The organism is Bordetella tumulicola (genome assembly GCF_054779135.1).
The window spans coordinates 666995-693309 of sequence record NZ_BAAGYU010000007.1 but is presented as its reverse complement, the minus strand read 5'-3'; the positions used below and the strand labels follow the sequence as shown (position 1 = coordinate 693309).

The following is a 26315-nucleotide window of genomic DNA, read 5'->3' as shown; positions in this document are numbered from 1 at the left end:
CTATGCCGTGGCCGCCCGCGGCGTAGTCTGTGACGATTGGCCTGCCACCAGAGCCTGCGCCAGCGTCTCAAATATCGCCTGCGGGCCGATCAGCTCCGCAATCATGGCCTTGCGCAACTTGCCTTGCACCCGCGGATTCGCCTCGGCCAGCAACACGCGTACACCGCGGGCACGCAGACGCACGATGACGTCCTCCAGGACCTGCAATCCAGTCACATCCACAAACGGTACCCGACGCAAGCAAATGACGAGTACTCTGGGTTCCGTTTTGCTAAACGCCAGCGTCTGCTCGAAATTCTCCACCGCCGCAAAAAACAGCGGCCCCTCGACGATATAGACCATCACATCGTCGGGCAGATCGTCCATACTGTGCGTCGTCAATTCACGCCGCAGTTCATCGTGACCCATTTGCCGCACCCCCACGCTGGATGCCATGCGACGCAGAAAATGCAGTGTCGCCAGAATCACGCCGATATTCACCGCCACGACCAGATCGGCAAACACCGTCAAGGCAAAGGTCACCAGCAAAATCACCACGTCGGCACGCGGGGCGCGTCGCAGCATTTTGACGACGTGCCGTAAATCACTCATGTTCCAGGCGACCATAAACAGAATAGCCGCCAAGGCCGCCAACGGCACATTCTCCGCTAATGGCGCCAGCACCACGATGATGGCAATCAGTGTGACGGCATGCATGATACCGGCCAGCGGGCTGGTTCCCCCGTTACGAATATTCGTCGCCGTCCGGGCGATCGCACCCGTGGCCGCAATGCCGCCAAACAGCGGCGCGGCGATATTCGCAATCCCCTGGCCGATCAATTCCTGATTAGAGTTGTGGCGAGTCCCCGCCATACTATCGGCGACCACCGCCGACAGGAGCGATTCGATCGCACCCAGCATGGCAATCGCAAAGGCGGGGCCGATCAACTCGATCACCCTGGACAGGGTCACCTCCGGCCATTCCCAGGTCGGCAGCCCCTGAGGTACCCCGCCAAATGCCGAACCGATCGTCGCCACGCCGTCAAAACCGAACACTGCCTGCAGCGTCGTGGCCACGATCAGGGCAATCATTGGGGCAGGCACGCGTTTCAGATAGGCAATCTTGGTAGACACGATCAACAACGCCAGACTCAGCACGGCAAGCGCCGTCGTCGCCACATGCAAGTTCGGAAAGGCCTGCAGTAATTGCCAAAATTTCTCGTGAAAGTGTGTCCCGGTAACGTTGGACAGTCCAAAGAAGTCTTTCCACTGCCCGACCCAGATAATGACGCCGATACCGGCCGTAAAACCCACAATCACAGGTGCGGGGATGAACTTGATCACCGCTCCCATGCGTGCCACACCCAACAACATCAGGATCACGCCCGCCATCATGGTCGCAATCTGTAGCCCGCCCACGCCATGCTCGGCGACGATCGCCGCCAGAATCACGATGAATGCACCCGTTGGGCCGGCGATCTGCAGTCGACTGCCCCCAAAGATAGACACCGCCAAGCCCGCCACAATCGCGGTATACAGACCTTGTTCCGGCTTTACCCCTGAGGCAATGGCAAATGCCATCGCCAACGGCAAGGCCACCACCCCCACAATCACCCCTGACACAATATTCGGCAGCCAATGCTGACGTTGAAACAGACCCGCCCTGTAAGCTTCACGCAACGCAATCACGTCGTCCATCCTTGGATACGAATATGCCGCCCGGCCCGGGCTTCAGTACAGAATGTCACAGTCTACCGCTACGCAGCACTGAATTCTCCCGGATAGACTTCAGCTTTCTACTCGCCCCGGAGATTTCCATGTCTTATATGCTGCTTATTGTCGAACCCATCGGCCAACGCGCGCAGCGTACACCCGAGGCGGGCCAGGCCGCCTACGACAGCATGCTGCAATACGCCGCCGATCTGAAATCCCGCGGTTTGCTGCAAGACGCACAATCCCTCAAATCGGAAACCGACGGCGTCAAACTACAGGTCCGTGACGGCCGGCAACGCCTGCTGGACGGCCCGTATGCCGAAGCCAAAGAAATGATCGGCGGTTTTTTTCTGCTGAATTGCGAGACGCGCGAACAGGCCGTCGCCATCGCGGCCGAATGCCCCGCTGCCCAGTGGTGCACGGTCGAAATACGCGAACTCGGTCCCTGCTTTGCCTAGGCCGGCGGGCATCACATTGTCATATATCGGGTTTTCCCTATTAATTCCATTTTGATGTCGTTCTTGAGAAGGTTGCTTCGTCGTAGACATAACAGCCGCCCTTGATGGGCAGTTGCCCTGAACCCTACTTTACGAGCCATCCATCATGCATAAACAAATCTTCGTGAATCTGGCCGTGGTTGATCTACCCGCCGCCATGGATTTTTTCCGGAAACTGGGGTTGGACTTCAATCTCCAGTTCACCGATAAAAATGCCGCTTGCCTGGTGCTCGGCGAAAACCTGTACGCCATGCTCCTCACGCGGGAATATTTCAAGACCTTTGTCAACAAACCCCTGTGCGACCCCAAGGAAAGTACCGAGGTCCTTGTGTGCCTGTCTTGCGAAAGCCGCGCCGAGGTTGACGATCTGGTGGCACGCGCCGTTGCGGCAGGCGGTACCGTGCCGCGAGAGGCCCAAGACTATGGCTTCATGTATGGGCATGCTTTCGAAGACCTGGACGGCCATATCTGGGAACTCATGTACATGGATCCCAACGCCGAAATGCCGACCGAATGACATCACGTGACGCCGTCCACCAGGCTATCGAAACCGTCTGGCGCAGCGAGTCCGCCAAGGTCATCGCCAGTGTCGCGCGCGTCGTGCGTGACATTGGCCTGGCCGAAGAACTGGCACAAGACGCGCTGGTCGCGGCACTCGAACATTGGCCTCGCGACGGCATTCCGCACAAACCAGGCGCCTGGCTGATGACCACGGCTAAAAACCGCGCCCTTGACCGGTTACGGCAACATGCGCTGCACGAACGCAAACATGAGCAATTGGGTTATGAAATGGATGCCTTGCAAACCCATGTCGAACCCGATTTTGTCGACGCGCTGGACGACGCTCGGCAAGACGAGATCGGCAACGATCTGCTGCGGCTGATATTTACGGCATGCCACCCCATGCTATCGGCCGAAGCGCGGGTGGCGCTGACGCTGCGTCTGCTGGGCGGCTTGCGCACCGACGAAATCGCGCGCGCCTTCCTGGTGCCCGAAGCCACAATCGCCCAACGTATCGTTCGTGCCAAGCGTGTGCTGCGTGACGCTCGGATCCCATTCGAGGTCCCCCGAGGCCAGGCACTCACCGCGCGCTTGGCCTCAGTACTCGAAGTCGTTTACCTCATTTTCAACGAAGGCTATGCAGCGACGGCAGGAGACGACTGGATACGTCCGGGACTATGCGACGAGGCATTGCGACTCGCACGTGTCCTCGCGGAACTGGCCCCACAAGAAGGCGAGGTACATGGACTGCTCGCATTAATGGAGCTGCAGGCTTCGCGGCTGGCCGCCAGAACGGATGCACAAGGTCAACCCATCCTGCTGATGGAACAAGACCGCGGCCGCTGGGATCCACAGCAGATCCGCCGTGGTCTGGCCGCACTGCAACGCGCCCAAGCACAACAAGAGCCCTTAGGTCCGTATACGCTACAAGCCGCGCTTGCCGCCTGCCATGCGCGCGCGGCGCACCCCGACGACACGGACTGGCCGCAGATCGTCGCCTGGTATGACGCCCTGATACAAGTCGCCCCTTCCCCTATCGTCGAGTTAAATCGCGCCGTAGCAGTGGGGTTTGCCGTTGGCCCACAAGCCGGGCTGGCACTGGCGGATGCGCTGACCACCGACCCCGCGTTAGCCCACTATCACTTACTGCCCAGCGTACGAGCCGATTTTCTAGAACGCCTCGGCCGCCGCGCCGAAGCCCGCGCCGAGTTCCAACGCGCTGCCGATCTCACACGGAACGCCCGTGAAAAAGAGTTTCTACTGGCTCGCGCCCGGAAACTCAACTCCTGATCCCCCTTGAAACGCCCTGTAATATTGCTCCCCCTGTAGGCAGACACATGCGTAAACATCCGAAAGCTTGAACCCAAGCGGGTGAACTTGTCATCATGGACCTCTACGAAGTTTACTTAACGAAGGAGGTCTCAATGCCGCGTTCGACCCACGCTTTCTTTGCCGCTGCTGCCATTGTTGCTGCGAGCTTTTCGCCCGCTATCGCTTTGGCTCAAACGGCACCGGCTGCGCAGCCCCCTGCCCAAGCACCCGCAGCAGCACAGCCGATCCTCAAACCGACCGATAGCCAACTGGAAAAATTTGCCAGTGCCTCACAAAAGGTCGCGATGGTCGCCGATGAATACCGGCCCAAGCTGCAAGCCGCCAAAGACGATCCCGCTCGCGAACAGGTTTATCGCGAAGCCGATGAAAAAATGGTCAAAATGGTCCAAGCCGATGGCTTGACCGTGGATGAGTTCAACGGCATCGGACAAGCTGTCGAACAGGATCCGGCACTGCGCAAGCGTGTCATCGACATCGCACAGAAAAATGCCCCCGCAGGCGGCGCAACGACACCGCAATAAACGCATCGCTTAGCGATATCAGGGTCGCCCCGGTGGCGACCTTTTTTTATTACTGTTGCGGCACCGCTGGCCGTTCGCCAATCTGCTGACGCCACATGGCGTAGTACAAGCCGGTTTGCGCCAAGAGCTCGGCGTGCGTCCCGCTTTCGATGATGCGGCCCTTTTCCAGTACAAAGATCGTATCGGCATGCATGATCGTCGAGAGTCGATGCGCGATCAACAACGTGATCTGCCGCCGACTGGCCGAGATGCCACGCACCGTATCGGATATTTGCTCTTCCGTCAGCGAATCCAGTGCCGAGGTAGCCTCGTCGAAAATCAGCAATCTCGGTTGACGTATCAAGGCGCGTGCGATGGATAGCCGTTGCTTTTCGCCTCCCGAGAGCTTCAACCCCATCTCGCCTATCGTGGTATCGAGGCCGTCGGGAGACTTGTTCAGCAGATACGCACAGGCGGCCTGCTCCATCGCATGCGTGATTTCCTCATCGGTCGCATCAGCGCGCACCAGGCGAATGTTGTCGCGCAGTGTCCCGGCAAATAAATAAGGCTCTTGTGTCACCAGTCCTACCTGGCGACGCGCCCGGTTATAGCGCAGCACACGCGTGGAAATATCGTTGTAGAACACCTCGCCTTGCGCGGGCGTATAAAGCCCCAGCAGCAGCTTGACCAACGTCGACTTACCCGAGCCCGATGGTCCCACAAACGCGACGGTATCTCCCAGTGCCACCGAGAATGACACGCTATCCAGGGCATTATCGCGTGCGCCCTTGTGGCGAAAGGTCACCTTGTCAAAACGCAATTGCGTGATGGGCCCGCAATCTTGCGCCGCCTCCGGGCGTCGATCGATGGGCGTTTTCATCAACGCCTCAAAATTCGACAACGAGGCCTCGGCCTCTCGATACGCCAGAATGATATTGCCCAACTCCTGCAAAGGCGCAAAGATCGCCACAGAGATGAATTGCATGGCGATCAATTCACCGGTACTCAGCACATTGCGAAAAATCAGCCACAACAAGGCAAACAGAATGGCCAGCTTCAACAGGCTGAGCGTCACGCCCTGCAAAAACGACAGCAACCGAATTCGTTTGACCTTCTGCATCTCGAGTTCAAAGATGCGGACGGTCTGCGCCTGCAAGCGCCGGATTTCGGGAAAAGTCAGACCCAGACTCTTGATCAATTCGATATTGCGCAGCGACTCGGAAATGAACCCGGCGCTGCGATTGGTCTCGCGCACAATGGAACGCTGCTGCGTCTTGATCTCGCGGCTTAATAACCCCGTCAAACCACCCAACACCAGCACGCCAATCAGAAATACCGGGACCAGCAGCCAATGCCGTGCGACGGCATACCACACCAGAAACCCCACCCCCACCAGCGCGGCAAACACCGTATTAATGAACGTATTGATAAGGCGCTCGCAATCACTGCGTACCTTTTGCAGGAGCGACAGCGTCTCACCGCTGCGAAGGTCTTCGAATTCCTGGAATTTCAGGCGCATGGCCTGCCTCAGGCCGTCATTGAATAATTGCGTACCAAATTTCTGCACGACCAGCCGCGTCGTGTATTCCTGCAAGGCTTTGGCCAACCGCGACAACACGGCAATCAACACCGCCAACCCCAACAGCATCAACACACCCGACACCAGTTCGTCGTCGGTCTTGCCTGCACGATTAATCGCGTAATCGTCGATGATCTTGCCAAAAATGATCGGATCGATCAGTGCCAATACCTGGCTAGCGGCTGCCAGCAGTAAGGCCAGTATCGCTAGGCGCCCGTGGGGCCGCAGATAAGACCACAGAATGCGCATCGGATCAGTAGTGCGGCGGAATTTCGTCACGCAAGCTACGGAAACTGCCTCCTGCGCCCTCGGGTACTTGTTGCCGCAACTCGCCCAGCTCGCGGGCCAAGCGCTCGATCAATTGTTGCTGACGAAACAGCGCCTGATTCAGTTGGTCCAGCATATCGTCGGCCAAGCCGAGCTTGATCTCGAGATCCGCCAAGCGACGATCCGTATCAGAAGACGCATCCATAGCAATTCCACCCTAAGACAATCCGAGGCGTGCAACCCCGCTGCCGCCATCGCAGGCATTATCGCAGCTTGTCAAAAAAACCGCGCCGACGAAAAATGTCCGCCATCAAGCTCCGAGCGCATCGGCCTTTTTTCGTGTGGCCGAGGGCGACCATCAAGCATCCGATGCTGATCTGATTCAGCCCGTTGCCTTCTTTGCATCGTTGCCAGGCCGGCTTGTCAGGATGGCGCTCGTAATGAGGTGGACGAGATGATCCGCCCGCGACGCGAATGACGGTTGGTCAACCGTCCAGCCGAGAGCCGTTATCAAGGCGAACAGGTCGTCCCCATTCATATCGGCGCGCGCCGTTCCCTCGCCTTGCGCACGGACCAGTAGTCGCGCGCCAGCTGAGTGCACCGCTGCACACGACGCATAAAGAGCAGAGTCCGGGTTCGAGTGAGCGGCCGCCATCATAGCGACAACGCCTCTGTAGCTTTGGGTAAATACGACCAATTCTCGAAACCAAGCAAGAAGGGCTTCGTCAGCCGAAGTCGATGTTTCGAGTTCGGCTGCCTTCTGCGTCAGTGCGTCCAGATTGGTACACAGCAACGCTTCGAATAGGGCTTCTCGCGTCGGGAAATGACGAAGCAGCGTCGCCAACCCAACGCCGGCTCGGCGAGCAATATCGCGCATCGACGCGTCGGCGCCATGCTCGCTGATGGCGTCGCGCGCGACCGTGAGGATTTGGTTGCGATTTTTTTTGGCGTCGGCTCGCATAGGAATGTTGACAAATGGATCAGTGATCCATATAGTTCACATATGGATCGGTGGTCCACATCATACAACGTCATACAGCATTTCTCCAACTTCCACGTAACTCCCACAACAGGGCACATGACATGAACAGACTTAATGGAAAGACGGCCGTGATTACCGGCGGCGCTACCGGCATCGGCCTTGCCGCGGCAAAGCGTTTCATCGAGGAAGGCGCCTTTGTCTACCTCTTCGGCCGCCGGCAGGAAGCACTCGACGCCGCCGTGGCCGACCTCGGGCCCAATGCCCGCGCAGTGAAGGGCTCGGTCTCCGATCAGGCCGATCTCGACCGGCTCTACGCGGCGGTGAAGGCCGAACGTGGAACCCTCGACATCGTCTTCGCCAATGCCGGGGCGGGAGGCCCGCTTGTGCTCGGCAAGATCACCGCCGAGCATATTGACGAAACCTTCGACACCAACGTGAAGGGCACGATTTTCACAGTCCAGAAAGCGCTTCCGCTGATGGGTGCGGGCGGCTCGATCATCCTAACCGGATCGAGCGCCGGCACCACGGGCGCCCCGGCATTCAGCGCCTATAGCGCGAGCAAGGCGGCAGTGCGCAACCTCGCGAAGACCTGGGCCGAGGATCTGAAGGGCACGGGCATCCGGGTCAACGTGCTGTCGCCTGGGCCAACTGCGACCGACCTTGCAAAGGCAGCGCTCGGCGAAGAGGGCCAAAAGGCCTTCGCCTCGATGAATCCGCTCCAGCGCATGGCCGATCCAGCGGAGATCGGAGCTGTGGCTACCTTTCTCGCATCGCCGGACAGCAGCTTTATGACCGCCAGCGAGGTCGCCGTTGACGGCGGCCTGGCGCAAATCTGACGCGTGACACTCAGCCGCTCACGCCAGTGATCTGGTTATCACTACACCTACAAAGGAAAATCAAATGGAACAAGCTCTTAAAGGAAAAACTGCTCTCGTCACCGGAGCATCGCGGGGCATTGGTCGCGCCATCGCCGAACGTCTTGCAAAGGATGGTGCGACGGTCGCGCTGACCTACAACACCAGCAAATCTGGCGCAGACGAGGCGGTCACGGCCATCGAAAAGGCGGGCGGCACTGCGTTCGCGATCCACACGGACCTCGTTGACCCGGCGACCATCCCGATCTTGTTCGAAAGACTCGATGAGGAGTTCACCAAGCGGAACGGAAGCAAGGCCCTCGACATTCTTGTCAACAACGCTGGCAATTCCGGCTGGGTCGGCTTCAAAGACGCGACGCCGGACAATTGGGATACTCTGATGGCGGTGTACACCCGCGCGCCCTTCTTCATCGTTCAGGCCTCTCTGGATCGTCTCGCCGATGGCGGACGCATCATCAACATCTCTTCCGCTGCCGCTACGAAGCCCGTGACAGCCGCGCCCATCTACTCGATGGCCAAAGCGGCCATCAACAATCTGACCCATGCACTGGCGTCCGAACTGGGGCCGCGCGGAATTACCGCGAACGCAGTAGCACCGGGTTACACGCGAACGGACGTAAACGCCGCCCTCCGAGAGAATCCCGAACTCGTAAAGGCGGTCGAAGCCGAAATCGCGCTGGGACGCTTTGGCGAGCCTTCGGAAATCGCCGCCGTCGTGGCGTTCCTGGCCTCCGATGAAGGTCGCTGGGTCACCGGCCAGACGATTGAAGCGAGCGGCGGCTACAAGCTCTGATCGCACCTAAAAATTCAAGGAAAATATATGAACTACGCAATTATCGGCTTCGGCAAGATCGGACAAGCCCTTGCCCAAGCGTTTGCCCGCAGTGGCATCGAAGTATCTGTTGCAACCACGCGCGACCCGGAAAGCTTTGCGTCCGAGGCGGCCGCGATCGGGCCCGCGATCATCCCCAAAACCCTCGAGGAAGCCGTCACGGCGGACGTCATCTTTTTGGCTGTCCGTTTCGAGTCGCACCCGGCGGTCGCAAAGGCCCTGCCGAACTGGAAGGGAAAAACCATCATCGACGCGATGAATACGTTAGCCCCGCTTGAGGAACTGGGCGGTCTTCCCTCCTCTGCCGTGGTCGCGAAGGCGTTCACCGGAACTAAGCTGGTGAAAGGCTTCAACCATTTAGTCGCTGGTGTCCTTGACCAAGATCCGGCCGTACACGGTGGCAGGAGAGTCGTGTTTCTGGCGAGCGATGATGACGGTGCCGCAGCGGAGGTCGGTGCGCTTGCAGAAAAGCTCGGTTTCGCGCCGATCAAACTTGGCGGGCTTTTGGAAGGCGGACTGCTTGTGCATGCGCGCGGAAATAGCTGGGGCCACCTGATCTTTAAGGATTTAGTCAAATTCGAATGATGAGTCGTGAGGCAAATTGCCATGCGATTAAATCCCAACAAATATATTGTTGTAACAAAATGGAAACAAACCGCACCTAGTCTGTCGACTCTTACACACTCCATATCAAGCGACAGCAAAAATGAAAAAATGGAAACTGGCTGCGGCAGCTACTCTTTTGCCGCTGATCCTGCTGGGTTGCGGCAGCAGCAATGACGACGACGATGAGGACGATGTGCCGCCGCCCGTATCCGAAACGGCTCGGCACATCGCTTCCGTCGACTTCATCGGCCGCTATGAGACCAAAGAGTATGGTGTCAGTGCCGCCGAAATTCCTGCCTACGACGCCGCCACCAAACGCGTCTTTGTCGTGAATGCCCTGTCCGGCAAGATCGACATCCTGGATCTGCAAACCCCCGCGACACCCAGCCACATCGGCACCCTCGACGCCGAAGCCGTTCTGGCCGGCGCCGAGATCAACAGTGTTGCGGTCAACGGCGGCAAGGTCGCCGTCGCCATTCAGGCGCCGGTCAAGACCGATCCGGGCTATCTGGCCCTCTACGACGCCCAATCGCTCGCGCTGCTGGGCTCCGTCAAGGTCGGCTCGCTGCCCGACATGGTGACCTTCACGCCCGATGGCAAGACGGTCCTGATTGCCAACGAAGGCGAGCCCTCTGACGACTACACCGTCGATCCCGAAGGTTCGATCAGCGTGATCGATATCACCAACCCCGCCGCCCCCACCGCGCGCACGGCCGGCTTTACCGACTGGAACGGTAAAGAGGCGGCGCTGCGCACACAAGGCGTGCGTCTGGTCGGCCCTCGTGCCACGGCCGCACAAGACATCGAGCCTGAATACATTGCCGTGTCCGCCGATGGCGCAACCGCCTGGGTGTCCCTGCAAGAAAGCAACGCACTCGCCAAACTGGACGTCGCCAACGCCCGCGTCACCGACATCCTGCCGCTCGGTGCCAAAGACCACGGCGCCGACGGTAACGGTCTGGACGTCAGCGACACAGATGGCAAAATCAAGATCGCTCCCCTGGCTGGCGTGAAGGGCCTGTATATGCCCGATGCGATTGCGGCCTACACCGCGGGCGGCGCTACGTACATCGTGACTGCCAACGAAGGCGATAGCCGTCCCTGGGGCGAGGACAACGACGACTACTGGAACTGGGGCCGCGACGCCGACGGCAACTGGCTGGGGCTGGATGCATCCAACGCGCCGGGCTTTGTCGACGAGTTCCGCGTCAAACACCTGGTACACAAGAGCGGCTTTGACCGACGCGCGGGTGACGACCTCCCGCCCCAGTTGCGTCAACTGGCGCCCGGCGGACTGCTGGATCCGACGGTCTTTGCCTATTGCGGCGCGACCGAAGGCGATCCAGGTGATTGCCGCGAAGACGACCAGCTAGGTCGCCTGACCGTGACCTGGACCATGGGCTACAAACAAAATGCCGATGGCACGCCGCAATTGAGCGATGACGGTCGACTGGTCTATGACACGCTCTATGCCTACGGCGCGCGCTCGTTCTCGATCCGCGATGCGGACGGCAATCTGGTGTGGGACTCTGGCGATCAGTTCGAAAAGATCACGGCCCAGGCGTATCCCGATTGGTTCAACTCGGGACACGACGAAACCCTGTTTGACGATCGCAGCGATAACAAAGGTCCCGAGCCCGAGGGTGTGGCGTTAGGGTCGATCAGTGACAAGACCTACGCCTTTGTCGGTCTGGAACGCATCGGCGGCGTCATGGTGTACGACATCAGCGACCCGGCGGCCCCGGTATTCACGACCTATATCAATTCGCGTGACTTCAGCGTGGATTCCGACAAGGATCCCGGTGCGGCCGGCGACCTCGGACCGGAAGGCCTGGTCTTTGTGTCCGCCGCCGACTCTCCTAACGGCGAGCCCCTGTTGATTGTGGGCAATGAAGTCAGCGGTACGACGTCGATCTATCGCATTGTTCTGGAAGACGACGCGCTGTAATCCTGGATAGTCAGCGCGGTGTGCGGGCGTTCAGCCCGGCGCCGCGCGCCCGCGCAACGCGATCCGGAATAGCAACTGTCCCGACAATCCCGCGCCTGTCAGCACCAATGCCGTTGACAGTGCGGGCGATGTCCCCAGTCCTGCCAACGCGGCGCAGACCGCCCCGACCCCCATCTGCAACGCACCATACAGGCCCGCTGCAGAACCGATCACCAGGGGATTGAGGCTGACCGCCATGCTCAACGAGATAGGCCCAGCCATGCCGCAGCCAAACATATAAAAAAACATGAGCGCGACAATCGGCACAACCGTCGCATATCCCGCCAGCACCACCACCAGAAACAGTACCGCGGCCAGCGCACTCAACGCACTGCCCGCAACCATCAGGCGACCCATCGGCATTTTGCCAAGCAGCCGCGACGTCAGCATACTGCCCAGCCACACGCCGGACACCAGTATCGCCAGATACACCCCGACCTCTTGCGCCGGCCGATGCAATTGATTCACAAAAATGAATGGAGCCGAGGCGACGAAGGCGAACATGGACGTCGTCGCGCATCCACCGCCGATCGCATAGCCCAGGAACGCCCTGGACGCGAGTAATTGCCGATAGTGGCGCAACAGGGTCGCCATCGAAACGCGGGCCAGCGTGATCCCTGTTTCGGGCAGCATCCGCCACGCCAGAATGAAATTCACGATGCCCAGCACACACAGGCTGAACAACACGGCCCGCCATCCCAGCCACCCTGCCAGCGCGCCCCCCACAACGGGTGCGACCCCCGGCGCTACAGTCACCATCAGGCTCATCAAAGCCAATCGCTTTGCGGCCTCGGTCGAGGTGGCCGTATCACGTACGATCGCGCGGCCCAATACCAGGCCCGCGCAGCCGCCCAGGGCCTGAAACAGGCGCGCGGCAATCAGGGCGTAGACCTGCGGCGCCAACGCCGCCACAAACCCCGCCACGGTATAAAGCACCAACCCCGCCATCAAGACACGGCGGCGCCCATAGCGATCGGAAAGCGGACCATAGATCAATTGCCCCGCCGCCAGCCCGATGATGTACAGGCTGACCGTCATTTGCATGGCGGCATTGCTTGCATTCAGGTCCTGGCCGGCCATCGCCAACGCCGGGACAAAGATATGCATGGCCAGTGTCCCGCTGAACGTAAACAACGCTAGCAGCCAAAGCGGCACATGTTCAACGCGAGGGGGAGATTGCGGCACGTCTGAGGTGGTCTGCGACGTGCGTTGGTCGTTAATAGTGCCTTGCGGCAACGTAGGAGTGTCCATGAGGAATTAAATGACGCATCAATTAATTGTAGCTCAAAGACCCTCCTGCTTAAAATCCTCGTCACGGCGTCGCCAAAGCGCCAACGACGCTCAGCGGACAAAGGGTCACTCAGTTTGGCACCAACGCGAGAGGACAAGCGTGCGCGCGATCGCGACGTTGCGCGCCCTGCTGTTCAGCGCCGGCTACCCATTGCGGCTGCGCCGAACCTGGGCCCAACAGCCGGAGCCATAGCGACCTTAAGAAGTACGCGGCGTGGGGCGAGCTAACAGCCATATTGCGCAGCCCGCCATCCCTATGCTGACCAGTGCTCCCAACCACCATACCGGGTCGACGGTGTACCAAAAAACCGCCAACCCTATTGCGATCCCCAAGACAGCAAACGCCTTGCCACGCGCAGAAATAGCGCCCTGCTCTCGCCACGCCACGATCGGCGGGCCGAACTGCGGGTGCTGCAGCAGATAAGCCTCCCAACGCGGTGAGGCTCGGCCAAAGCACGCCGCAGCCAAAATCAGGAAGATCGTCGTGGGCATCACGGGCAACAGGATACCGATGATCCCTAGCACCAGCATCAATATGCCCAGCGCCCCATACAGTCTGCGCGTCCAGCGGCCGGTGTGCCCGCGGTCTTGCTGCCCATCGGCCATACCCACGTCCTTTCAACCCTCAGTCCGACCGCCAGCCCTGTGCCAGGCAGTTCTGCGCAAATGGTACCCCTTCGGCCCCCTGTCCGGTGGCGCGCCGGTCTCGCGCCAGGTCATGCCGCGTCGTCAATCCTCAATGGCTGCGTACCGTTGCCATCGTGCACGACGCCAGGGCTTACGTGGCCACAAATGCACGCCGCGTCCAACTGCGTGAATCACCGGGTTATCGCCTGCAATTCCGTGACGACTTTGCGAGGGACGCGTCGCTGCTGTTTCGCGACATTAACCTGTAGGGTTATTTTTGCTACGTCGATAACCGGTCCGTCTCGCCGTTTTGGATGCGTTCTGGAGAGTGTATGTATCGCCTGGGACATTTACCACACCAGCCGAGACAAATCCGTCACCTCTCGCGGCTTAACAACCCCTCCACAGCCCGCTGAAAACGCGGGTCCAGCATGGCGGCAACGTTGCAGCGGGACCAGCGTGAGACAGCAGCCGAATCGAGGTGAAACAATCGTCCCGGCGCCATTTTCACGTTACGGGTCAACAGCTCCTGCGCCCATTGCAACGAGTCACGAACGCCCGGAAATGCCACCCAGAGATAGAGCGATTGTCCGCTGCGGACAAAGACCTCGCAGTCATGGTCGTCCAGCCACTGCTGGGCAGAGGCGCAAGCCGCGCTCAGTTTTTGACGCAGCTTGACAAGATGGCGCTCGTAGTGCCCTTCACGCAGCATGATGTCGACCATTCGTTCACAATACTCGGAGCCACTCACGTGAATCAGTGCGCTCAGATCCGCGAGGTCACTGGCCAGGGTGGCATTGCAGGCGATAAAACCTACGCGTAGCGCGGCCGAAAATGATTTGGAAAAGCTCCCGATATAAATCGTGCGCTCGAGCTGATCTAACGTAGAAAGACGCACACTCGATGGGGGTTTGAAATCGGCAAACGGGTCGTCCTCGACGATTAGCAAATTATGGCGTTCTGCCAGTTGCAAAACGCGATAGGCCTTTGCCGCGCTGATATCGGAGCCCGTAGGATTGTGTGCCACTGATTGCGTGAAAAATAGCCTTGGACGTTCACGTATCAAGATAGATTCCAACGCCGCTAAATCCGGACCATCAGGTAATCTCGGCACACCGATGACCCGTGCGCCAGCAAGTTTCAATTTTCCAAACAACAAGTAATAGCCCGGCTCATCCACCAGAACCGTCGCCCCTGGCGGCACAAAATAGCGAATCACCAAATCCAGCGCCTGATTTGCGCCTTGAGTCAGGACCAGTTGATTCACGCTGGTCTCTAGTCCCAACACGCCAAGTTTACGAACCAGACTATCGCGCAGCGGGGCATAACCGTAGCGATGCCCGTAACGAAACAACGAACTCAACCCAGTGCGCACCACCTTTTGGTGATAGCGGTCCATGCGCATATCGGCCAGCCATTCGATAGGCGGAAAGCCATCGCCCACGGCAGTGGTATCGGGATGACTCTTTAGCTGTTCGCGCATTAACCAGACCGTGTCCATCGCCCGATGCAGTTGCCCGGAGTCTTCGTCGGTCCGCACATTGCGCTGCAATTGCGGCAACACGAAAAAGCCCGAGCCCCGACGCGGCTCGATCATGCCGCGCGAAACCAGCATCTCGAACGCAGAGACCACCGTATTCGTTGCATATCGATGCAGACGCGCCAACTCGCGCAGCGATGGCAGCTTGTCGCCGGGTTGATACACCCCGTCGGAGATCTGCTGGCCAATCGCGTCGGCCAGTTTTTGGGCAATGGTGCCGGGACGTTGAACGCCCATGTGTGATGAACTCCCTTCTTACAACGGATACGCGGCAACACCGAAATTGTTGCACCGCAATGATACTGTTTGCACAAACTGTACCTTTTATAAATGGTGCAGCTTCAATACAGTGCGCTCCATTGTTCCGCATTCTCTACGCTTTTGGAGCCTTTCCGTGGTTGCTGATTCCCGTTTGCCCAACTTTCGTGCCCTGACCCCCGCTGAACGCTGGGATGCGCTGGCCACTGCTTGCGATCTGACTGATGACGAACGCGCGCTGGTCGCCCAGCCGGGTGCGCTGCCGACCACGCTGGCCGACGGCATGATCGAAAACGTCTTTGGGACATTTGAACTCCCCATGGGCGTGGCCACCAATTTCCAGATCAATGGCCGCGACGTATTAATTCCCATGGCGGTAGAAGAACCCTCTATCGTCGCGGCGGCTTCGTACATGGCCAAACTGGCCCGTGAGGATGGCGGTTTTCAGACCTCCAGCACCCTGCCCCTGATGCGCGCCCAGGTACAAGTCCTGGGCATGTCCGACCCCTACAGCGCCCGCATCGCCCTGCTCCAGGCCCGTGACCAGATCCTCGAACGCGCCAACAGCCGCGACAAGGTATTGATCGGTTTGGGCGGCGGCTGCAAGGACATCGAAGTCCATGTCTTTGCCGACACCCCCCGCGGTCCGATGATTGTCATGCACCTGATCGTGGACGTGCGCGACGCCATGGGTGCCAATACGGTCAACACCATGGCGGAATCGGTCGCCCCCCTGGTCGAAACGCTGACGGGTGGCTCCGTGCGTCTGCGGATACTCTCCAACCTGGCGGATTTGCGTCTGGCCCGGGCACGCGTGCGCGTCACGCCACAAACCTTGGCCACGCGAGAACGCAGCGGCGAATCCATCATCGAAGGCGTGTTAGATGCCTATACTTTTGCCGCGATTGATCCTTACCGTGCCGCAACGCACAACAAAGGCATCATGAACGGTATCGACCCCATCATCGTCGCGACCGGCAATGATTGGCGGGCCGTCGAGGCAGGCGCCCACGTGTACGCCAGCCAACAAGGTAGCTACACCTCGCTGACCCGTTGGGAAAAAGACAATAGCGGCGCGCTGGTCGGCACCATCGAGCTTCCCATGCCGGTAGGCCTGGTGGGCGGCGCGACCAAGACCCATCCCCTTGCGCGCCTGGCGCTCAAAATTATGCAGGTCAAGAGCGCCCAGGATCTCGGCGAAATCTGCGCTGCCGTGGGCCTGGCGCAAAACCTGGGCGCATTGCGAGCGTTAGCTACCGAAGGAATTCAGCGCGGCCATATGGCCTTGCACGCTCGCAACATCGCCCTGGTCGCGGGTGCCGTCGGTGACGAAGTCGACGCCGTCGCCAAACAACTCGCCGCCGAGCATGACGTGCGGACTGATCGCGCGCTCGAGATTCTGCAAGCCTTGCGCGACAAGTAAAGTCATCCCTCAAAAAAAGCGCCGACCACCTCAACGGCGCATTCAACATCCCTGGAGACACACCACATGACATCCAAGCACAAGGACCCTCGGGCCGGGCAGCTCGCCGAGGTCTGGGGCGATACGGTCGATCTCAGGCACTTGGCCTGGGCGATCGGGATCGGCATCGGGATTAGCGTGCTGGGCTTTTACAGCGCCAGCGAATGGTTGGCGTCGATCGTCGAGTCCCGACAACTTGCACACGCATACGCGATGCTGGCCGGCTTGGCGGGCTGCATCATCGCAGGCGTGATTTGCGCTCGTGCCTTTCCGCCAAAACGCGCCGTGACCGAAACGGAAATCTCCGTCGATCCACAATGGCGACAAGAGGTCCTGGACGAACTCGCCCAGCAATCAGGCGGCATGGGGCGCCTCGCGGACCTGCCGCCTGTCGCGGTCCAGGAACTCAAAGAGCTCAAGCTCTACGATCTGTTCGCCGAAGCCGAGGCAGCCGAGCGTGCCTCGGCCGCCGGCCGTTAACAAGGAGTCATCGCATGGATCCACATCTGATAGAACAGATTGCGGTGGCGGCCGGCATGGGCCTGATAGGCGCCGTGGTCTTCGCTGCCATCGGCCTGGTATCGGGCACCGACGAAACCACCACGCTCGCGCCGTTGACGCTGCTGACCGTCTTGCTGGGCGTGCCGCCCGCCGGGGTATTTACGTTCTTTCTGGCCGGTGCCGTCGCAAAACATATGACGCATGCCGTACCGACCGCGTTGCTGGGGATCCCCGGCGACACCATGGCCATGCCCCTGTTGCAGGATGCCAATCTGCTGCGCAAATTGGGTGTACCGCATATTGCCCTGCGAAAGATGGTCTCCGGCGGTATCATCGCCGCCTTCATCGCCGTCCCGCTGGCCGTCCTGTTCGCCGTCATGCTGGCGCCCTTTGGCGCCTTCATCACCAAAACGGCACCCTGGATTTTCCTGGCTGCCGCCGTGCTGATTGCCTACTTTTCCGCCGGTCGTTGGGCATCGGTCGCGTTACTGGTGCCCTTTGTCGTCCTCATCCTGGGCCTGCAAAGCTTGACAGCCCAATACGATGTGAAACTGAGCATCAGCTATTTTCTGGGCATTGCCATCGGGCCGCTCGTTGCGGACTTATTCACGGTACTGTCTCCCGCTGGCCGTCAGCGCATGTCACGCGATAGCGTACGTCAATTCAATCTGGCGCCCGATGTAAAAGGCTGGTCAGGATATTTCCCCAATCCGTTCAAAGTCCTGGATCGCACCCAGGCACGCTGGACCTTCGCCACCGCGGCCGTCTCCAGCGCCACCTTTGTTTTCAGTCCAGTAGCCATGACCGTTGTGCTAGGCGAGGTCGTCGGCTCGCGCATCAAGCACGCCTACCATCGCCTGACCACCGTGCTGAGCGCCCGTAATGGCGTCACCGAGGCCACCTATATCGCAGAAGCCCTGATCCCACTGATCGCCTTTGGCCTACCGTTAAGCCCAGTCGCGGCTGGCCCCGCTGCCCCCCTGTTCAATGCGCCGCCACGCTTTACCGTGGATGCCGCGACAGGTCAGACCCACAACTTGCACAACCTGTTGAGCCACTGGGAGTTCCTGGGTTACGGCATGCTTTCGGTGATCCTGGCTGCGATTGTGTCTTATCCATTCGCGATGAACTTCGCCCGACGCGCCGCACTGTTTGTCTCGCGCAAGGTGAGTCATGAGGCCATTATCGCCACCTTTGTCGGCCTGATCATTGTCATCAGCGTCTGGGAAGGCCAACTGCTGGGCTTACTGGTGATCCTGACCATGGGTCTGGTGGGCGGCTTGCTATCGCGCATTTTTGCCTTTAACACCGGCGTGCAGTTCATGGGTTACTACACCGCCGTACTGAGCGTGCCCGCCCTGGTCAAACTGCTGTAATAACGAAGGCATCATCTCATCAGGCCGATGGGATGATGCCCTCTTGAAAAATGGAGTTTGAGGGCGAACGCCATCCGAAGCATGCATAATAGGACGGTATATCTGGTCTTGCACAAGACCTCGTCTGAAATTATCTTGCATAGCGATGTCTCCCTTCTTGCCAGACTATCGTCCCACTTGGCGGCGATGGTACGCCACTGTCGCGCTGCTCCTCCTCACGCCCACCGCGTTCGCGCAAATCCGCGCCCTCGAACCGGTCGTCGTCACGAGCACTCGCTCTGACACCAGCCTGCTCGACACGCCGGCCTCGGTCAACATCGTCGATGGGGTCCAGCTGCGCGCGGACAGCCTGCAAATCAATCTGTCGGAAAACATGGGCAGCGTACCAGGCCTGCAGATTCAAAACCGGCAAAACTACGCCCAGGACCTTCAGATTTCAATACGCGGGTTTGGGGCACGCTCCACATTCGGCGTGCGCGGTATCAAGATATTTGTCGACGGCATCCCCGCCACCATGCCGGATGGCCAGGGCCAGACCTCCAACATCGATATTGCCTCGGCGGATCACGTCGAAGTCCTGCGGGGGCCATTTTCGGCCCTGTATGGCAATGCCTCGGGCGGTGTACTCCTGGTCGAATCCGAGACCGGTAGCGGGCCGCCCGCGCTACAAGCCAATTTCGCGGCAGGTAGCTACGACACCTATCACTATGGCGCCAAGGCCAGTGGCGAGGTCGATAATGTTGACTATGTGGTCAGCGCCAACCGGTTTACGACCGGTGGCTACCGCGATCACAGCGGCGCCCGTAAAAACCTGGGCAACGCCAAACTCGGTCTGCAACTGGACGACGACAGCCGATTAACGATCGTCGCCAACAGCGTCGACCTGACCGCGCAAGACCCCTTGGGCCTGACCCGCGAGCAATACGAAGACAACCCTCGCCAGGCCACATCACAGGCCGACCTTTACAACACCCGCAAGACCGTGCGGCAAAGCCAGGGCGGCCTCGTCTACGAACGCCAGATCAACGCCGACAACGAATTGCGCGCGATGGTGTACTACGGTCAGCGTCACACTGTGCAGTATCAATCCATCCCCACGTTCGTCCAGGCCAATCCGCGCCACTCCGGTGGCGTCATTGATCTACGACGCGAATATGCGGGCGCAGATCTGCGCTGGACGTCGCACCTGAGCCTGGCCAACCAGCCTTTGACCTTGATCGGCGGCCTGTCCTATGACACTCTCAGCGAGCGACGCAAAGGTTATGAAAACTTTCTAGGCAGTGCCAGCGCACCGACCGAGCTCGGCGTCAAAGGCAAACTGCGTCGCGACGAAACGAACGACGTCGACAGCCTGGACCCCTACCTCCAGGCATCCTGGCAGTTCGCGCCGGGTTGGAAGCTCGATGCCGGTGTGCGCTATAGCACCGTCAACTTTGACTCTGACGATCATTACGTTGATGCGCCCAACGTCGACGACAGCGGCTCGACGCGCTACCGCAAAGCCCTGCCCGTGGCCGCACTCAGCTACGCGTTCACGCCCCGGACCATGGCCTATCTCTCGTACGGGCGCGGTTTCGAGACCCCGACCACCAGCGAGCTCTCCTACCGTCCTGACGGCGACCCAGGCTTGAATCTGGGCCTGCAACCCGCCCTGAGCGACAACTACGAAGCCGGCGTCAAGACCGAGGTCGGCGATGGGCTGCTGTCCTTTGCGCTGTTCCATATCGATACACACGACGAGATCGTTTCCGCGGGCAGCCTGGATGGACGCACCGCTTATCGCAATGCTGGACGCACCCGCCGCGATGGCGCCGAACTCGGCTGGAGCGGCAATATCGCCTCAAACTGGCGCGCCGACCTCGCCTACACCTGGATCAACGCACGCTATCGGGATACCGTCGCTGACTCGAATATTCGCGCCGGCAACAAGATTCCGGGCATTGCCAGTCAGATGTTGTACGGCGCCCTTGCCTGGGCCCCTTCCGAAGGCTGGCGCGCGGGCATCGAGGGTCGTTACGTCGGCAAAATCTACGTCAACGACGCCAATAACGACACCGCGCCGGGCTACTTTGTCGCCTCCATATCCACCGGCTATCTCTGGCGCCGCGGCCCCTGGGAGTGGAACGCCTATGCGCGTATCGACAACCTATTCGATCGCGAATACATCGGCTCGGCCATCGTCAATGACGGCAACGACCGCTACTTCGAGCCCGCCCCGGGACGCAACTGGAGCGCAGGACTGAGCGTCAGTTATCAGTTTTGATGTCCAGAAACAACCCGGCGACTCCGACAGCGACTACAGCATCGACCGCGAAGTCACCCCCTACGTCGGCGTGATCTATGACCTGGAGGATAACCTCAGCCTCTATGGCAGCTATAGCGAGATCTTCGTTCCACAAAGCGCCTACGATGCCGGCGGCAGCCTGCTGAACCCCATGACGGGCGAAGACTACGACGCCGGCCTGAAAGGGGAATACTACGGCGATCCGCGCAACGTGATGGTGTCGCTAACCGCAAGGATGTAATGCCAGCGGCATAGCGGTGCACGACAGGGCGCCGGATTACATGTCTCGGCAGCCCTTAGTCATCATCGACGACGTCGCTATTGGCGCCATGGTCGTGCAATGCTTGAATCGTATCCAAATCTCCTTGAGCCACCGCCATCTTCAAGGGCGTCACCCGGTCCCAGGCGGAGTGATTGGGATTCGCGCCCTTGGCAAGCAAAGCGTTAATGGCCTGCGGATTCCGCATTTCGATAGCATGCATCAGTGCCGTGCGCGACTGCATCGCACGCTCCTCGATGTTTGCGCCGTACTGGCACAACGCATTGATGGCATCCGGTTTATTCTGCTCCGCCGCAATGAAAAGCGCTGTGCGAAATCCATAAGTCTGGGTCGCGTTGACATTTGCACCGGCCGCACAAAGCACCTTGATCGCCTCGACATTGCCGTCTCTCGAGGCGACGCCCAGCGCCGTAAAACCCTCTTCATCACGGCCCTCTAGATCCCCCACCCCGTGCGCCAGGATCTGCCTGAGGAAGGGCATATCGTTGGCGGCCACCACCCTGAGGGGGAGTGTCTTCATCCGCGTGCCGCCCATCTGTATCAGGCTGTCTAACCGGGCAGCCCCGTTCTCCGACGAAGTCAATGATTTTAATTTTTCCAGACTGCTATTGACGATCAGATCGGCCGGCAGGCGTTCTCCGTCGTCTATCATTGTCCCTACCGAATCCATGTCGCCGTTGTGCCATGCCGTCAACAAGGAGTTACTTCCCTCTGCCCCTTGCTTGACGACGTGTTCGCCCTCCTTTACGGAGGCAAGCGAGTTCGCCGCAAACAACAAGGTAACCATATCGAGGCCAGCCCCGTCCAGTAGCTTTTTGCAGTCTTGTGTCACGCTCGCGGGCGGATTCGCCGCTTCGTCACTGTTACGTCCAAAGCTCATGGGATTGACGCCCGCAGAAATCAGGACTTTGGTTGCCTCCACATTGCGATCGCTGACCGTACGCTCAAGTGCGTCCAGTCCGGACAGCCCAGCATCAATCAGCGATTTCACGACGTTGATATTGCCCCCTTCGGCGGCAGACAGCAATGCGTTGCAGCTATTTTGATCTTTGGCATTCAGGCGATCAGGCTGCTTCACAAAGCTCGGCAGCAATGCCAGAACGGCATCCTCGTCACCCAACGCAGCCGCAACATGAAGCAACGTTTTTCCGTCCCTGCCCGAGTCGGCATCCATCACTACCGGCGCATCTGGGCTGAGCTGCTTAAGCATATGGACGAGCCTGCCCAGATCGTGTTTTTCCACAGCATCGCGTAGCGCCTGCAGTGTGGATGGCTCATGGGCAAGGTTAGCGTAATGGTAGATAGACGTACCGGCAGCTGGGGAAATTGAGGAACGATACATGTTCGGTGTACTCCGTTGGCTAAACAGGGAGAAGACCTCTGAACAGAAGCAGTCACAACATCCGACAGCGATACGCTATCGATACAGCGTCCATTCGAGACGACGTAAGACGTACAGCGGTAGTAACGAAACGAACGGATGTAGTTCCATATTTCTATGGAATGTCACTTCACATTTCATTACGCGCCCGCTGACATCGGCCGCCGATCACCCCAAAGCCCTGCCAGGCCGTTTCGTCTTACACCACGCCTGCGTCCTCCAAAATCAAATCGGCCGCCTTTTCCGCCACCATCATCACCGCGGCCTGGGTGTTGCCCGACACCATGCGCGGCATGACGGAAGCATCCACGACGCGTAGACCGGCTACCCCGCGCACCCGCAAACGGGGATCCGTCACTGCGCGGTCATCACTTCCCATGCGGCAGGTGCCAATGGGGTGATAAATGGTCTGTCCGTTTCGACGCGCGAAATCCAGCCATTCATCATCGGACTGAACGGCATCGCCCGGACTGATCTCCTGTGCAACATAAGACCGTAGACTGGGTTGGCCGACGATGCGCCGCGCCAACTGCATCCCCCGCACCAGGCTGATGCCATCGCCCTCCTCGTTCAGAAAATTCGGGCGGATGACAGGTGGTTCAAATGGATCGGCCGTCTTAAGGTGGATACTGCCCACCGATTGAGGACGCAATTGCGCCACACCGATCGTCATTCCCGGATGGCGATCCAGAATGCGCTCGGCGGCATTCGCATAGCTGGCGTGGACAAAAAAGTACTGCACATCCGGTGCGGGCAGATCAGGCGATGATTTCACAAAACCATGTATCAGGCCTGTGCCCAGGGTCAGTATCCCTTTGTGCGCGGCGTAGTACGTCAGGACTTGTTTCGCTAAACGCCAGCCGCGCGACATCTCGTTCAGGGTCACTGTCCCCTGAACGCGCCAGTTCATCCGCGTGGCGAAATGATCGATATAGTTTTCGCCGACTTGGGGCTGGGCATGCACGAGCGGTATGCCCAACGCCTGCAGGCGCTGGGGGTCACCCACGCCCGACAACTCCAGCACCTGCGGCGTCTGGATCGCACCCATGCACAGCAGCGTTTCGCGTATCGCGCGCACCGTGTGTGGTTTGCCGTCCTTGTGATAGACGACGCCCACACAGCGTTGACCCTCAAACAACGTACGCAGCACATGCGCGTCGCAGATCACATCCAGATTTTTCCGTCCGAGGGCGGGCTTAAGGTAGCCATCCACCACACTCCAGCGACGCCCGCGGTGCTGCGCCACTTGGTAGTAGCCGAATCCCTCTTGATCGGCGCCGTTGTAATCCGGGTTGATAGGCTGGCCGTCTTCGCGAGCCGCGTCCAGGAGCGCCTGGGCGATGGGATAGCGTTCGGCCACTTGTTCGATATGCATGGGGCCGGAGGTGCCACGCCCCGTTCCGCCTGGTGCATAGTTTTCGATCTTGCGAAAATATGGCTCGACGTCTGCCGCGCCCCACCCGGTCGCCCCGCCATCGCGCCAGCCATCGTAATCGGCGGGTTGGCCCCGCACATAAATCATGCCGTTGATCAAGGTAGAGCCGCCCACGCCCTTGCCACGCGGCACCGCAATCGTGCGGCCCAGCACATTGTCTTCGGGCTCGGTGTGGAATCGCCAGTTATATACCGGATTAACCAGCAATTTGCTAAAGCCCGCCGGGATCGAAATCCACATGCTCTTTGCGGTGGTGCCGGCCTCGATCATCAAGACGCGATACTTGCCGTTGGCGGTCAGGCGATTGGCCAGTATGCAACCCGCCGTGCCGCCACCGGCAATGACGTAGTCGTATTGATCCATCAGTCACCGGCCCCCGGAACACCCAGCGCTTTCGCCATGAGCGGAATCTGGCTGGCCAGCATGGGCGCACCGTCATGCACGCGGCATCCTCGCGCCTGTGCAGCTTGCAACAAGGCCGTTTCCCTGGGCTGCATGATGATCTCGCACACCAGTTGATCTGGTGTCAGGCGACTCACGTCCAACGGCAACGCATCCCCGACCGCTAAACCCAGAGACGTCGCATTCACCACGACGTCATGCCCCGAGGGGTCCGGCGTGCCCACGTGGATTTGCGCATCCGGGATCAAGGTCAGGATGCGAGTTTTCAGATCTTGGGCTTTGGCTTGGGTACGATTCGCGATGGTCAGGCTGGCCACGCCGGCCTGCGCCAAGGCAAAGCCAATCGCGTTTGCCGCACCGCCGGCCCCGGCCAGATAGGCCGTCTTGCCTTTTAGTTCATGCCCATTGCCAAGTACACCGCGTACGAAGCCCTCTCCGTCCAGCATCGTCGCGATCAATCGTCCATCGGCCTCGCGGCGCACCACATTGGCCGCGCCGATCAGCTTCGTGGCATCCGAAGCCTCGTCCACCAGAGCCAATATGGCAGTCTTATGCGGCACCGTGACGATGAATCCGCCCAGATTGCGTAGCGCCCGAAGTCCCGCCACGACGGTCGCCAGCGTGTCTGGTGTTGCATGAAAGGGAACGCACACGCCATCGTGTCCGATCTGGTCGAAGTATTCATTCAAACGCTGCGGCGTTTTTACATGATGAATGGGATCGGCCACAATGCCGTACATGCGCGTAGCGCCGGTGATTTCTTTCATGTCACGAACTCCTGTTCTGGTGAGGCCTACGCCGCGCCGGCGACGCCACGGCCTTCTATTGCGTCATCCATACCGCGGGGTTCAGGCCCCCAATTGCTCCAATGCCACCGCCTCAATGCCGGCGGCATCCAGCTGGTAATGCTGATATAGCGTGGTCGGCGGCGCGATCAAACTATATTCATCGTAGATCCCGTGACGACGCAGGCGAGTACCCGAGCCCACATCGGTAAGGACTTCCGCCACTGCGGAACCCAATCCGCCCAAGACGTTGTGCTCTTCGACGGTCAACAATTGCGGGGCCGAGCGCGCGGCTTTCAGCACTGCGTCGCGATCCAGCGGTTTGATCGTGGGCATATCGATGACCCCCACGGAAATCCCCTGCTCCCGGAGCGCCTCGGCCGCCTGCAGTGCCCCACTCACGGTAATGCCGCAAGCGACGATGTTCAGATCATTCCCGATGCTGTGTTCAATCGCGCGGCCAAACTCAAACGACACGCCGTCTTCGTATACCTTCGGATCACGCCCGCGGCCTATCCGAAAGTAAATCGGCTCCGGCCAATGCACCGACGCCTTGATCGCGGCCGCCAATTGCGCGCCATCGGCCGGCGACACGATCGTCAATCCGGCGATGGCACGCATGGTCGAGATGTCTTCGGTGGCGTGATGCGAGGTTCCGTAAAAGCCCAGACTGATCCCCGTATGATGGCCAATCAGGCGCACCGGTAGTTTGGTATAGGCCACATCCATGCGTATCTGTTCGCAGCACAGCAACCCCATAAACGACGCAAATGTCGCCACGAAGGGCATGTAGCCCGTCGTCGCCAGCCCCGCCGCGGTGGACACCATGTTCTGCTCGGAGATACCGAATTGCACGTATCGTTCGGGGTACGCTTCGGCGAAACGATTCAGGCCGTTCGAATACTGCAAGTCGGCAGAGCCCGCTACTATCGGATGACCGTCTTTGACCAATTCGATCAGCGCATCGGACAGATAACTCAGCCCTGGGTTGACCGCATTCAGCGCGCGGTACTGCCAGGAGTCGGGCGTCAAGGTTTGCGTCAT

Annotated in this window: 24 protein-coding genes; 13 read left to right on the top strand and 11 right to left on the bottom strand. The window is 59.6% G+C overall.

Annotation, left to right across the window (positions count from 1 at the left end; translation table 11 throughout):
• Entirely contained in the window at nucleotides 1-1677 is a 1677-nt protein-coding gene (locus ACYVDM_RS11565; protein ID WP_415785684.1) for a SulP family inorganic anion transporter, read from the bottom strand.
• A 119-nt stretch (nucleotides 1678-1796) separates the two neighbouring features.
• Here ACYVDM_RS11565 and ACYVDM_RS11560 point away from each other — a divergent pair, with 119 nt between their 5' ends.
• From ACYVDM_RS11560 to ACYVDM_RS11545, 4 genes are all read left to right on the top strand, one after another.
• Nucleotides 1797-2150, top strand: coding sequence for a YciI family protein (locus ACYVDM_RS11560; protein ID WP_415785686.1), 354 nt, complete (start codon nucleotides 1797-1799; stop codon nucleotides 2148-2150).
• A gap of 145 nt (nucleotides 2151-2295) precedes the next feature.
• Complete coding sequence (locus ACYVDM_RS11555; RefSeq protein WP_415785688.1) at nucleotides 2296-2706, top strand: VOC family protein; 411 nt, start codon at nucleotides 2296-2298, stop codon at nucleotides 2704-2706.
• Nucleotides 2703-3980: an RNA polymerase sigma factor gene (locus tag ACYVDM_RS11550; RefSeq protein WP_415785690.1), complete on the top strand. Its 1278-nt coding sequence runs from the start codon at nucleotides 2703-2705 to the stop codon at nucleotides 3978-3980. The genes ACYVDM_RS11555 and ACYVDM_RS11550 overlap by 4 nt, the downstream gene beginning before the upstream one ends.
• 134 nt (nucleotides 3981-4114) lie before the next feature.
• Nucleotides 4115-4543, top strand: a complete 429-nt coding sequence (locus ACYVDM_RS11545) for a DUF4168 domain-containing protein (protein WP_415785692.1) — start codon at nucleotides 4115-4117, stop codon at nucleotides 4541-4543.
• Nucleotides 4544-4592: 49 nt separating this feature from the next.
• On the opposite strand, the gene ACYVDM_RS11540 is transcribed toward ACYVDM_RS11545, so the two are convergent.
• The 3 genes from ACYVDM_RS11540 to ACYVDM_RS11530 form a co-directional block, all read right to left on the bottom strand.
• The gene (locus ACYVDM_RS11540) at nucleotides 4593-6350 is read right to left on the bottom strand and encodes an ABC transporter ATP-binding protein (protein WP_415787027.1); all 1758 of its coding nucleotides are present in this window, start codon (nucleotides 6348-6350) and stop codon (nucleotides 4593-4595) included.
• Nucleotides 6351-6354: 4 nt separating this feature from the next.
• Nucleotides 6355-6573: a SlyX family protein gene (locus ACYVDM_RS11535; RefSeq protein ID WP_415785694.1), complete on the bottom strand. Its 219-nt coding sequence runs from the start codon at nucleotides 6571-6573 to the stop codon at nucleotides 6355-6357.
• A 177-nt stretch (nucleotides 6574-6750) separates the two neighbouring features.
• A complete protein-coding gene (locus ACYVDM_RS11530) occupies nucleotides 6751-7329 on the bottom strand; it encodes a TetR/AcrR family transcriptional regulator (protein ID WP_415785696.1) in 579 nt (192 codons plus the stop codon).
• Between the two features lie 122 nt (nucleotides 7330-7451).
• On the opposite strand from ACYVDM_RS11530, the gene ACYVDM_RS11525 reads away from it, so the two are divergent.
• The 4 genes from ACYVDM_RS11525 to ACYVDM_RS11510 all read left to right on the top strand — a co-directional run bounded on the left by ACYVDM_RS11525 (nucleotide 7452) and on the right by ACYVDM_RS11510 (nucleotide 11611).
• Nucleotides 7452-8186, top strand: coding sequence for an SDR family NAD(P)-dependent oxidoreductase (locus tag ACYVDM_RS11525; RefSeq protein WP_460475387.1), 735 nt, complete (start codon nucleotides 7452-7454; stop codon nucleotides 8184-8186).
• A 64-nt stretch (nucleotides 8187-8250) separates the two neighbouring features.
• Complete coding sequence (locus tag ACYVDM_RS11520; RefSeq protein ID WP_415785700.1) at nucleotides 8251-9018, top strand: SDR family NAD(P)-dependent oxidoreductase; 768 nt, start codon at nucleotides 8251-8253, stop codon at nucleotides 9016-9018.
• Nucleotides 9019-9045: 27 nt separating this feature from the next.
• The gene (locus ACYVDM_RS11515; protein ID WP_415785702.1) at nucleotides 9046-9642 is read left to right on the top strand and encodes an NADPH-dependent F420 reductase; all 597 of its coding nucleotides are present in this window, start codon (nucleotides 9046-9048) and stop codon (nucleotides 9640-9642) included.
• A 121-nt stretch (nucleotides 9643-9763) separates the two neighbouring features.
• Nucleotides 9764-11611 (top strand): choice-of-anchor I family protein, encoded by a 1848-nt coding sequence (locus ACYVDM_RS11510; protein WP_415785704.1) that lies wholly within the window; start codon nucleotides 9764-9766, stop codon nucleotides 11609-11611.
• 30 nt (nucleotides 11612-11641) lie between these two features.
• Here ACYVDM_RS11510 and ACYVDM_RS11505 read toward each other — a convergent pair whose 3' ends face one another.
• From ACYVDM_RS11505 to ACYVDM_RS11495, 3 genes are all read right to left on the bottom strand, one after another.
• Entirely contained in the window at nucleotides 11642-12901 is a 1260-nt protein-coding gene (locus tag ACYVDM_RS11505; protein ID WP_415785706.1) for a multidrug effflux MFS transporter, read from the bottom strand.
• 237 nt (nucleotides 12902-13138) lie between these two features.
• Nucleotides 13139-13546 (bottom strand): YbaN family protein, encoded by a 408-nt coding sequence (locus ACYVDM_RS11500; RefSeq protein ID WP_415785708.1) that lies wholly within the window; start codon nucleotides 13544-13546, stop codon nucleotides 13139-13141.
• Nucleotides 13547-13943: 397 nt separating this feature from the next.
• Entirely contained in the window at nucleotides 13944-15344 is a 1401-nt protein-coding gene (locus ACYVDM_RS11495; RefSeq protein WP_415785710.1) for an aminotransferase-like domain-containing protein, read from the bottom strand.
• A 157-nt stretch (nucleotides 15345-15501) separates the two neighbouring features.
• Here ACYVDM_RS11495 and ACYVDM_RS11490 point away from each other — a divergent pair, with 157 nt between their 5' ends.
• The 5 genes from ACYVDM_RS11490 (at nucleotide 15502) to ACYVDM_RS11470 (ending at nucleotide 21229) form a co-directional block, all read left to right on the top strand.
• On the top strand, nucleotides 15502-16788 hold the full coding sequence (locus ACYVDM_RS11490; protein ID WP_415785712.1) for a hydroxymethylglutaryl-CoA reductase, degradative: 1287 nt from the start codon (nucleotides 15502-15504) through the stop codon (nucleotides 16786-16788).
• 66 nt (nucleotides 16789-16854) lie between these two features.
• Nucleotides 16855-17307 (top strand): hypothetical protein, encoded by a 453-nt coding sequence (locus ACYVDM_RS11485; RefSeq protein ID WP_415785714.1) that lies wholly within the window; start codon nucleotides 16855-16857, stop codon nucleotides 17305-17307.
• Between the two features lie 14 nt (nucleotides 17308-17321).
• A complete protein-coding gene (locus ACYVDM_RS11480) occupies nucleotides 17322-18704 on the top strand; it encodes a tripartite tricarboxylate transporter permease (protein WP_415785716.1) in 1383 nt (460 codons plus the stop codon).
• A gap of 145 nt (nucleotides 18705-18849) precedes the next feature.
• The gene (locus ACYVDM_RS11475; protein ID WP_415785718.1) at nucleotides 18850-20967 is read left to right on the top strand and encodes a TonB-dependent receptor domain-containing protein; all 2118 of its coding nucleotides are present in this window, start codon (nucleotides 18850-18852) and stop codon (nucleotides 20965-20967) included.
• Nucleotides 20957-21229 carry a TonB-dependent receptor domain-containing protein gene (locus ACYVDM_RS11470; RefSeq protein ID WP_460475416.1) on the top strand — a complete coding sequence of 91 codons (273 nt, stop codon included), beginning with the start codon at nucleotides 20957-20959 and terminating at the stop codon, nucleotides 21227-21229. Before ACYVDM_RS11475 ends, ACYVDM_RS11470 begins: the two co-directional genes overlap by 11 nt.
• Before the next feature lie 55 nt (nucleotides 21230-21284).
• Here ACYVDM_RS11470 and ACYVDM_RS11465 read toward each other — a convergent pair whose 3' ends face one another.
• The 4 genes from ACYVDM_RS11465 to ACYVDM_RS11450 all read right to left on the bottom strand — a co-directional run bounded on the left by ACYVDM_RS11465 (nucleotide 21285) and on the right by ACYVDM_RS11450 (nucleotide 26315).
• A complete protein-coding gene (locus ACYVDM_RS11465) occupies nucleotides 21285-22610 on the bottom strand; it encodes an ankyrin repeat domain-containing protein (RefSeq protein ID WP_415785720.1) in 1326 nt (441 codons plus the stop codon).
• Between the two features lie 238 nt (nucleotides 22611-22848).
• On the bottom strand, nucleotides 22849-24447 hold the full coding sequence (locus ACYVDM_RS11460; RefSeq protein WP_415785722.1) for a GMC family oxidoreductase: 1599 nt from the start codon (nucleotides 24445-24447) through the stop codon (nucleotides 22849-22851).
• The gene (locus ACYVDM_RS11455) at nucleotides 24447-25253 is read right to left on the bottom strand and encodes a shikimate dehydrogenase family protein (RefSeq protein WP_415785724.1); all 807 of its coding nucleotides are present in this window, start codon (nucleotides 25251-25253) and stop codon (nucleotides 24447-24449) included. Before ACYVDM_RS11455 ends, ACYVDM_RS11460 begins: the two co-directional genes overlap by 1 nt.
• An 81-nt stretch (nucleotides 25254-25334) precedes the next feature.
• Nucleotides 25335-26315, bottom strand: a complete 981-nt coding sequence (locus tag ACYVDM_RS11450) for a transketolase family protein (RefSeq protein WP_415785726.1) — start codon at nucleotides 26313-26315, stop codon at nucleotides 25335-25337.

Bases quoted from the DNA above. Each gene is read 5' to 3' on its own strand.
- ACYVDM_RS11565 (WP_415785684.1), bottom strand. From the start codon at position 1,677: ATGGACGACGTGATTGCGTTGCGTGAAGCTTACAGGGCGGGTCTGTTT.
- ACYVDM_RS11560 (WP_415785686.1), top strand. From the start codon at position 1,797: ATGTCTTATATGCTGCTTATTGTCGAACCCATCGGCCAACGCGCGCAG.
- ACYVDM_RS11555 (WP_415785688.1), top strand. From the start codon at position 2,296: ATGCATAAACAAATCTTCGTGAATCTGGCCGTGGTTGATCTACCCGCC.
- ACYVDM_RS11550 (WP_415785690.1), top strand. From the start codon at position 2,703: ATGACATCACGTGACGCCGTCCACCAGGCTATCGAAACCGTCTGGCGC.
- ACYVDM_RS11545 (WP_415785692.1), top strand. From the start codon at position 4,115: ATGCCGCGTTCGACCCACGCTTTCTTTGCCGCTGCTGCCATTGTTGCT.
- ACYVDM_RS11540 (WP_415787027.1), bottom strand. From the start codon at position 6,350: ATGCGCATTCTGTGGTCTTATCTGCGGCCCCACGGGCGCCTAGCGATA.
- ACYVDM_RS11535 (WP_415785694.1), bottom strand. From the start codon at position 6,573: ATGGATGCGTCTTCTGATACGGATCGTCGCTTGGCGGATCTCGAGATC.
- ACYVDM_RS11530 (WP_415785696.1), bottom strand. From the start codon at position 7,329: ATGCGAGCCGACGCCAAAAAAAATCGCAACCAAATCCTCACGGTCGCG.
- ACYVDM_RS11525 (WP_460475387.1), top strand. From the start codon at position 7,452: ATGAACAGACTTAATGGAAAGACGGCCGTGATTACCGGCGGCGCTACC.
- ACYVDM_RS11520 (WP_415785700.1), top strand. From the start codon at position 8,251: ATGGAACAAGCTCTTAAAGGAAAAACTGCTCTCGTCACCGGAGCATCG.
- ACYVDM_RS11515 (WP_415785702.1), top strand. From the start codon at position 9,046: ATGAACTACGCAATTATCGGCTTCGGCAAGATCGGACAAGCCCTTGCC.
- ACYVDM_RS11510 (WP_415785704.1), top strand. From the start codon at position 9,764: ATGAAAAAATGGAAACTGGCTGCGGCAGCTACTCTTTTGCCGCTGATC.
- ACYVDM_RS11505 (WP_415785706.1), bottom strand. From the start codon at position 12,901: ATGGACACTCCTACGTTGCCGCAAGGCACTATTAACGACCAACGCACG.
- ACYVDM_RS11500 (WP_415785708.1), bottom strand. From the start codon at position 13,546: ATGGCCGATGGGCAGCAAGACCGCGGGCACACCGGCCGCTGGACGCGC.
- ACYVDM_RS11495 (WP_415785710.1), bottom strand. From the start codon at position 15,344: ATGGGCGTTCAACGTCCCGGCACCATTGCCCAAAAACTGGCCGACGCG.
- ACYVDM_RS11485 (WP_415785714.1), top strand. From the start codon at position 16,855: ATGACATCCAAGCACAAGGACCCTCGGGCCGGGCAGCTCGCCGAGGTC.
- ACYVDM_RS11480 (WP_415785716.1), top strand. From the start codon at position 17,322: ATGGATCCACATCTGATAGAACAGATTGCGGTGGCGGCCGGCATGGGC.
- ACYVDM_RS11475 (WP_415785718.1), top strand. From the start codon at position 18,850: ATGTCTCCCTTCTTGCCAGACTATCGTCCCACTTGGCGGCGATGGTAC.
- ACYVDM_RS11465 (WP_415785720.1), bottom strand. From the start codon at position 22,610: ATGTATCGTTCCTCAATTTCCCCAGCTGCCGGTACGTCTATCTACCAT.
- ACYVDM_RS11460 (WP_415785722.1), bottom strand. From the start codon at position 24,447: ATGGATCAATACGACTACGTCATTGCCGGTGGCGGCACGGCGGGTTGC.
- ACYVDM_RS11455 (WP_415785724.1), bottom strand. From the start codon at position 25,253: ATGAAAGAAATCACCGGCGCTACGCGCATGTACGGCATTGTGGCCGAT.
- ACYVDM_RS11450 (WP_415785726.1), bottom strand. From the start codon at position 26,315: ATGACGCAAACCTTGACGCCCGACTCCTGGCAGTACCGCGCGCTGAAT.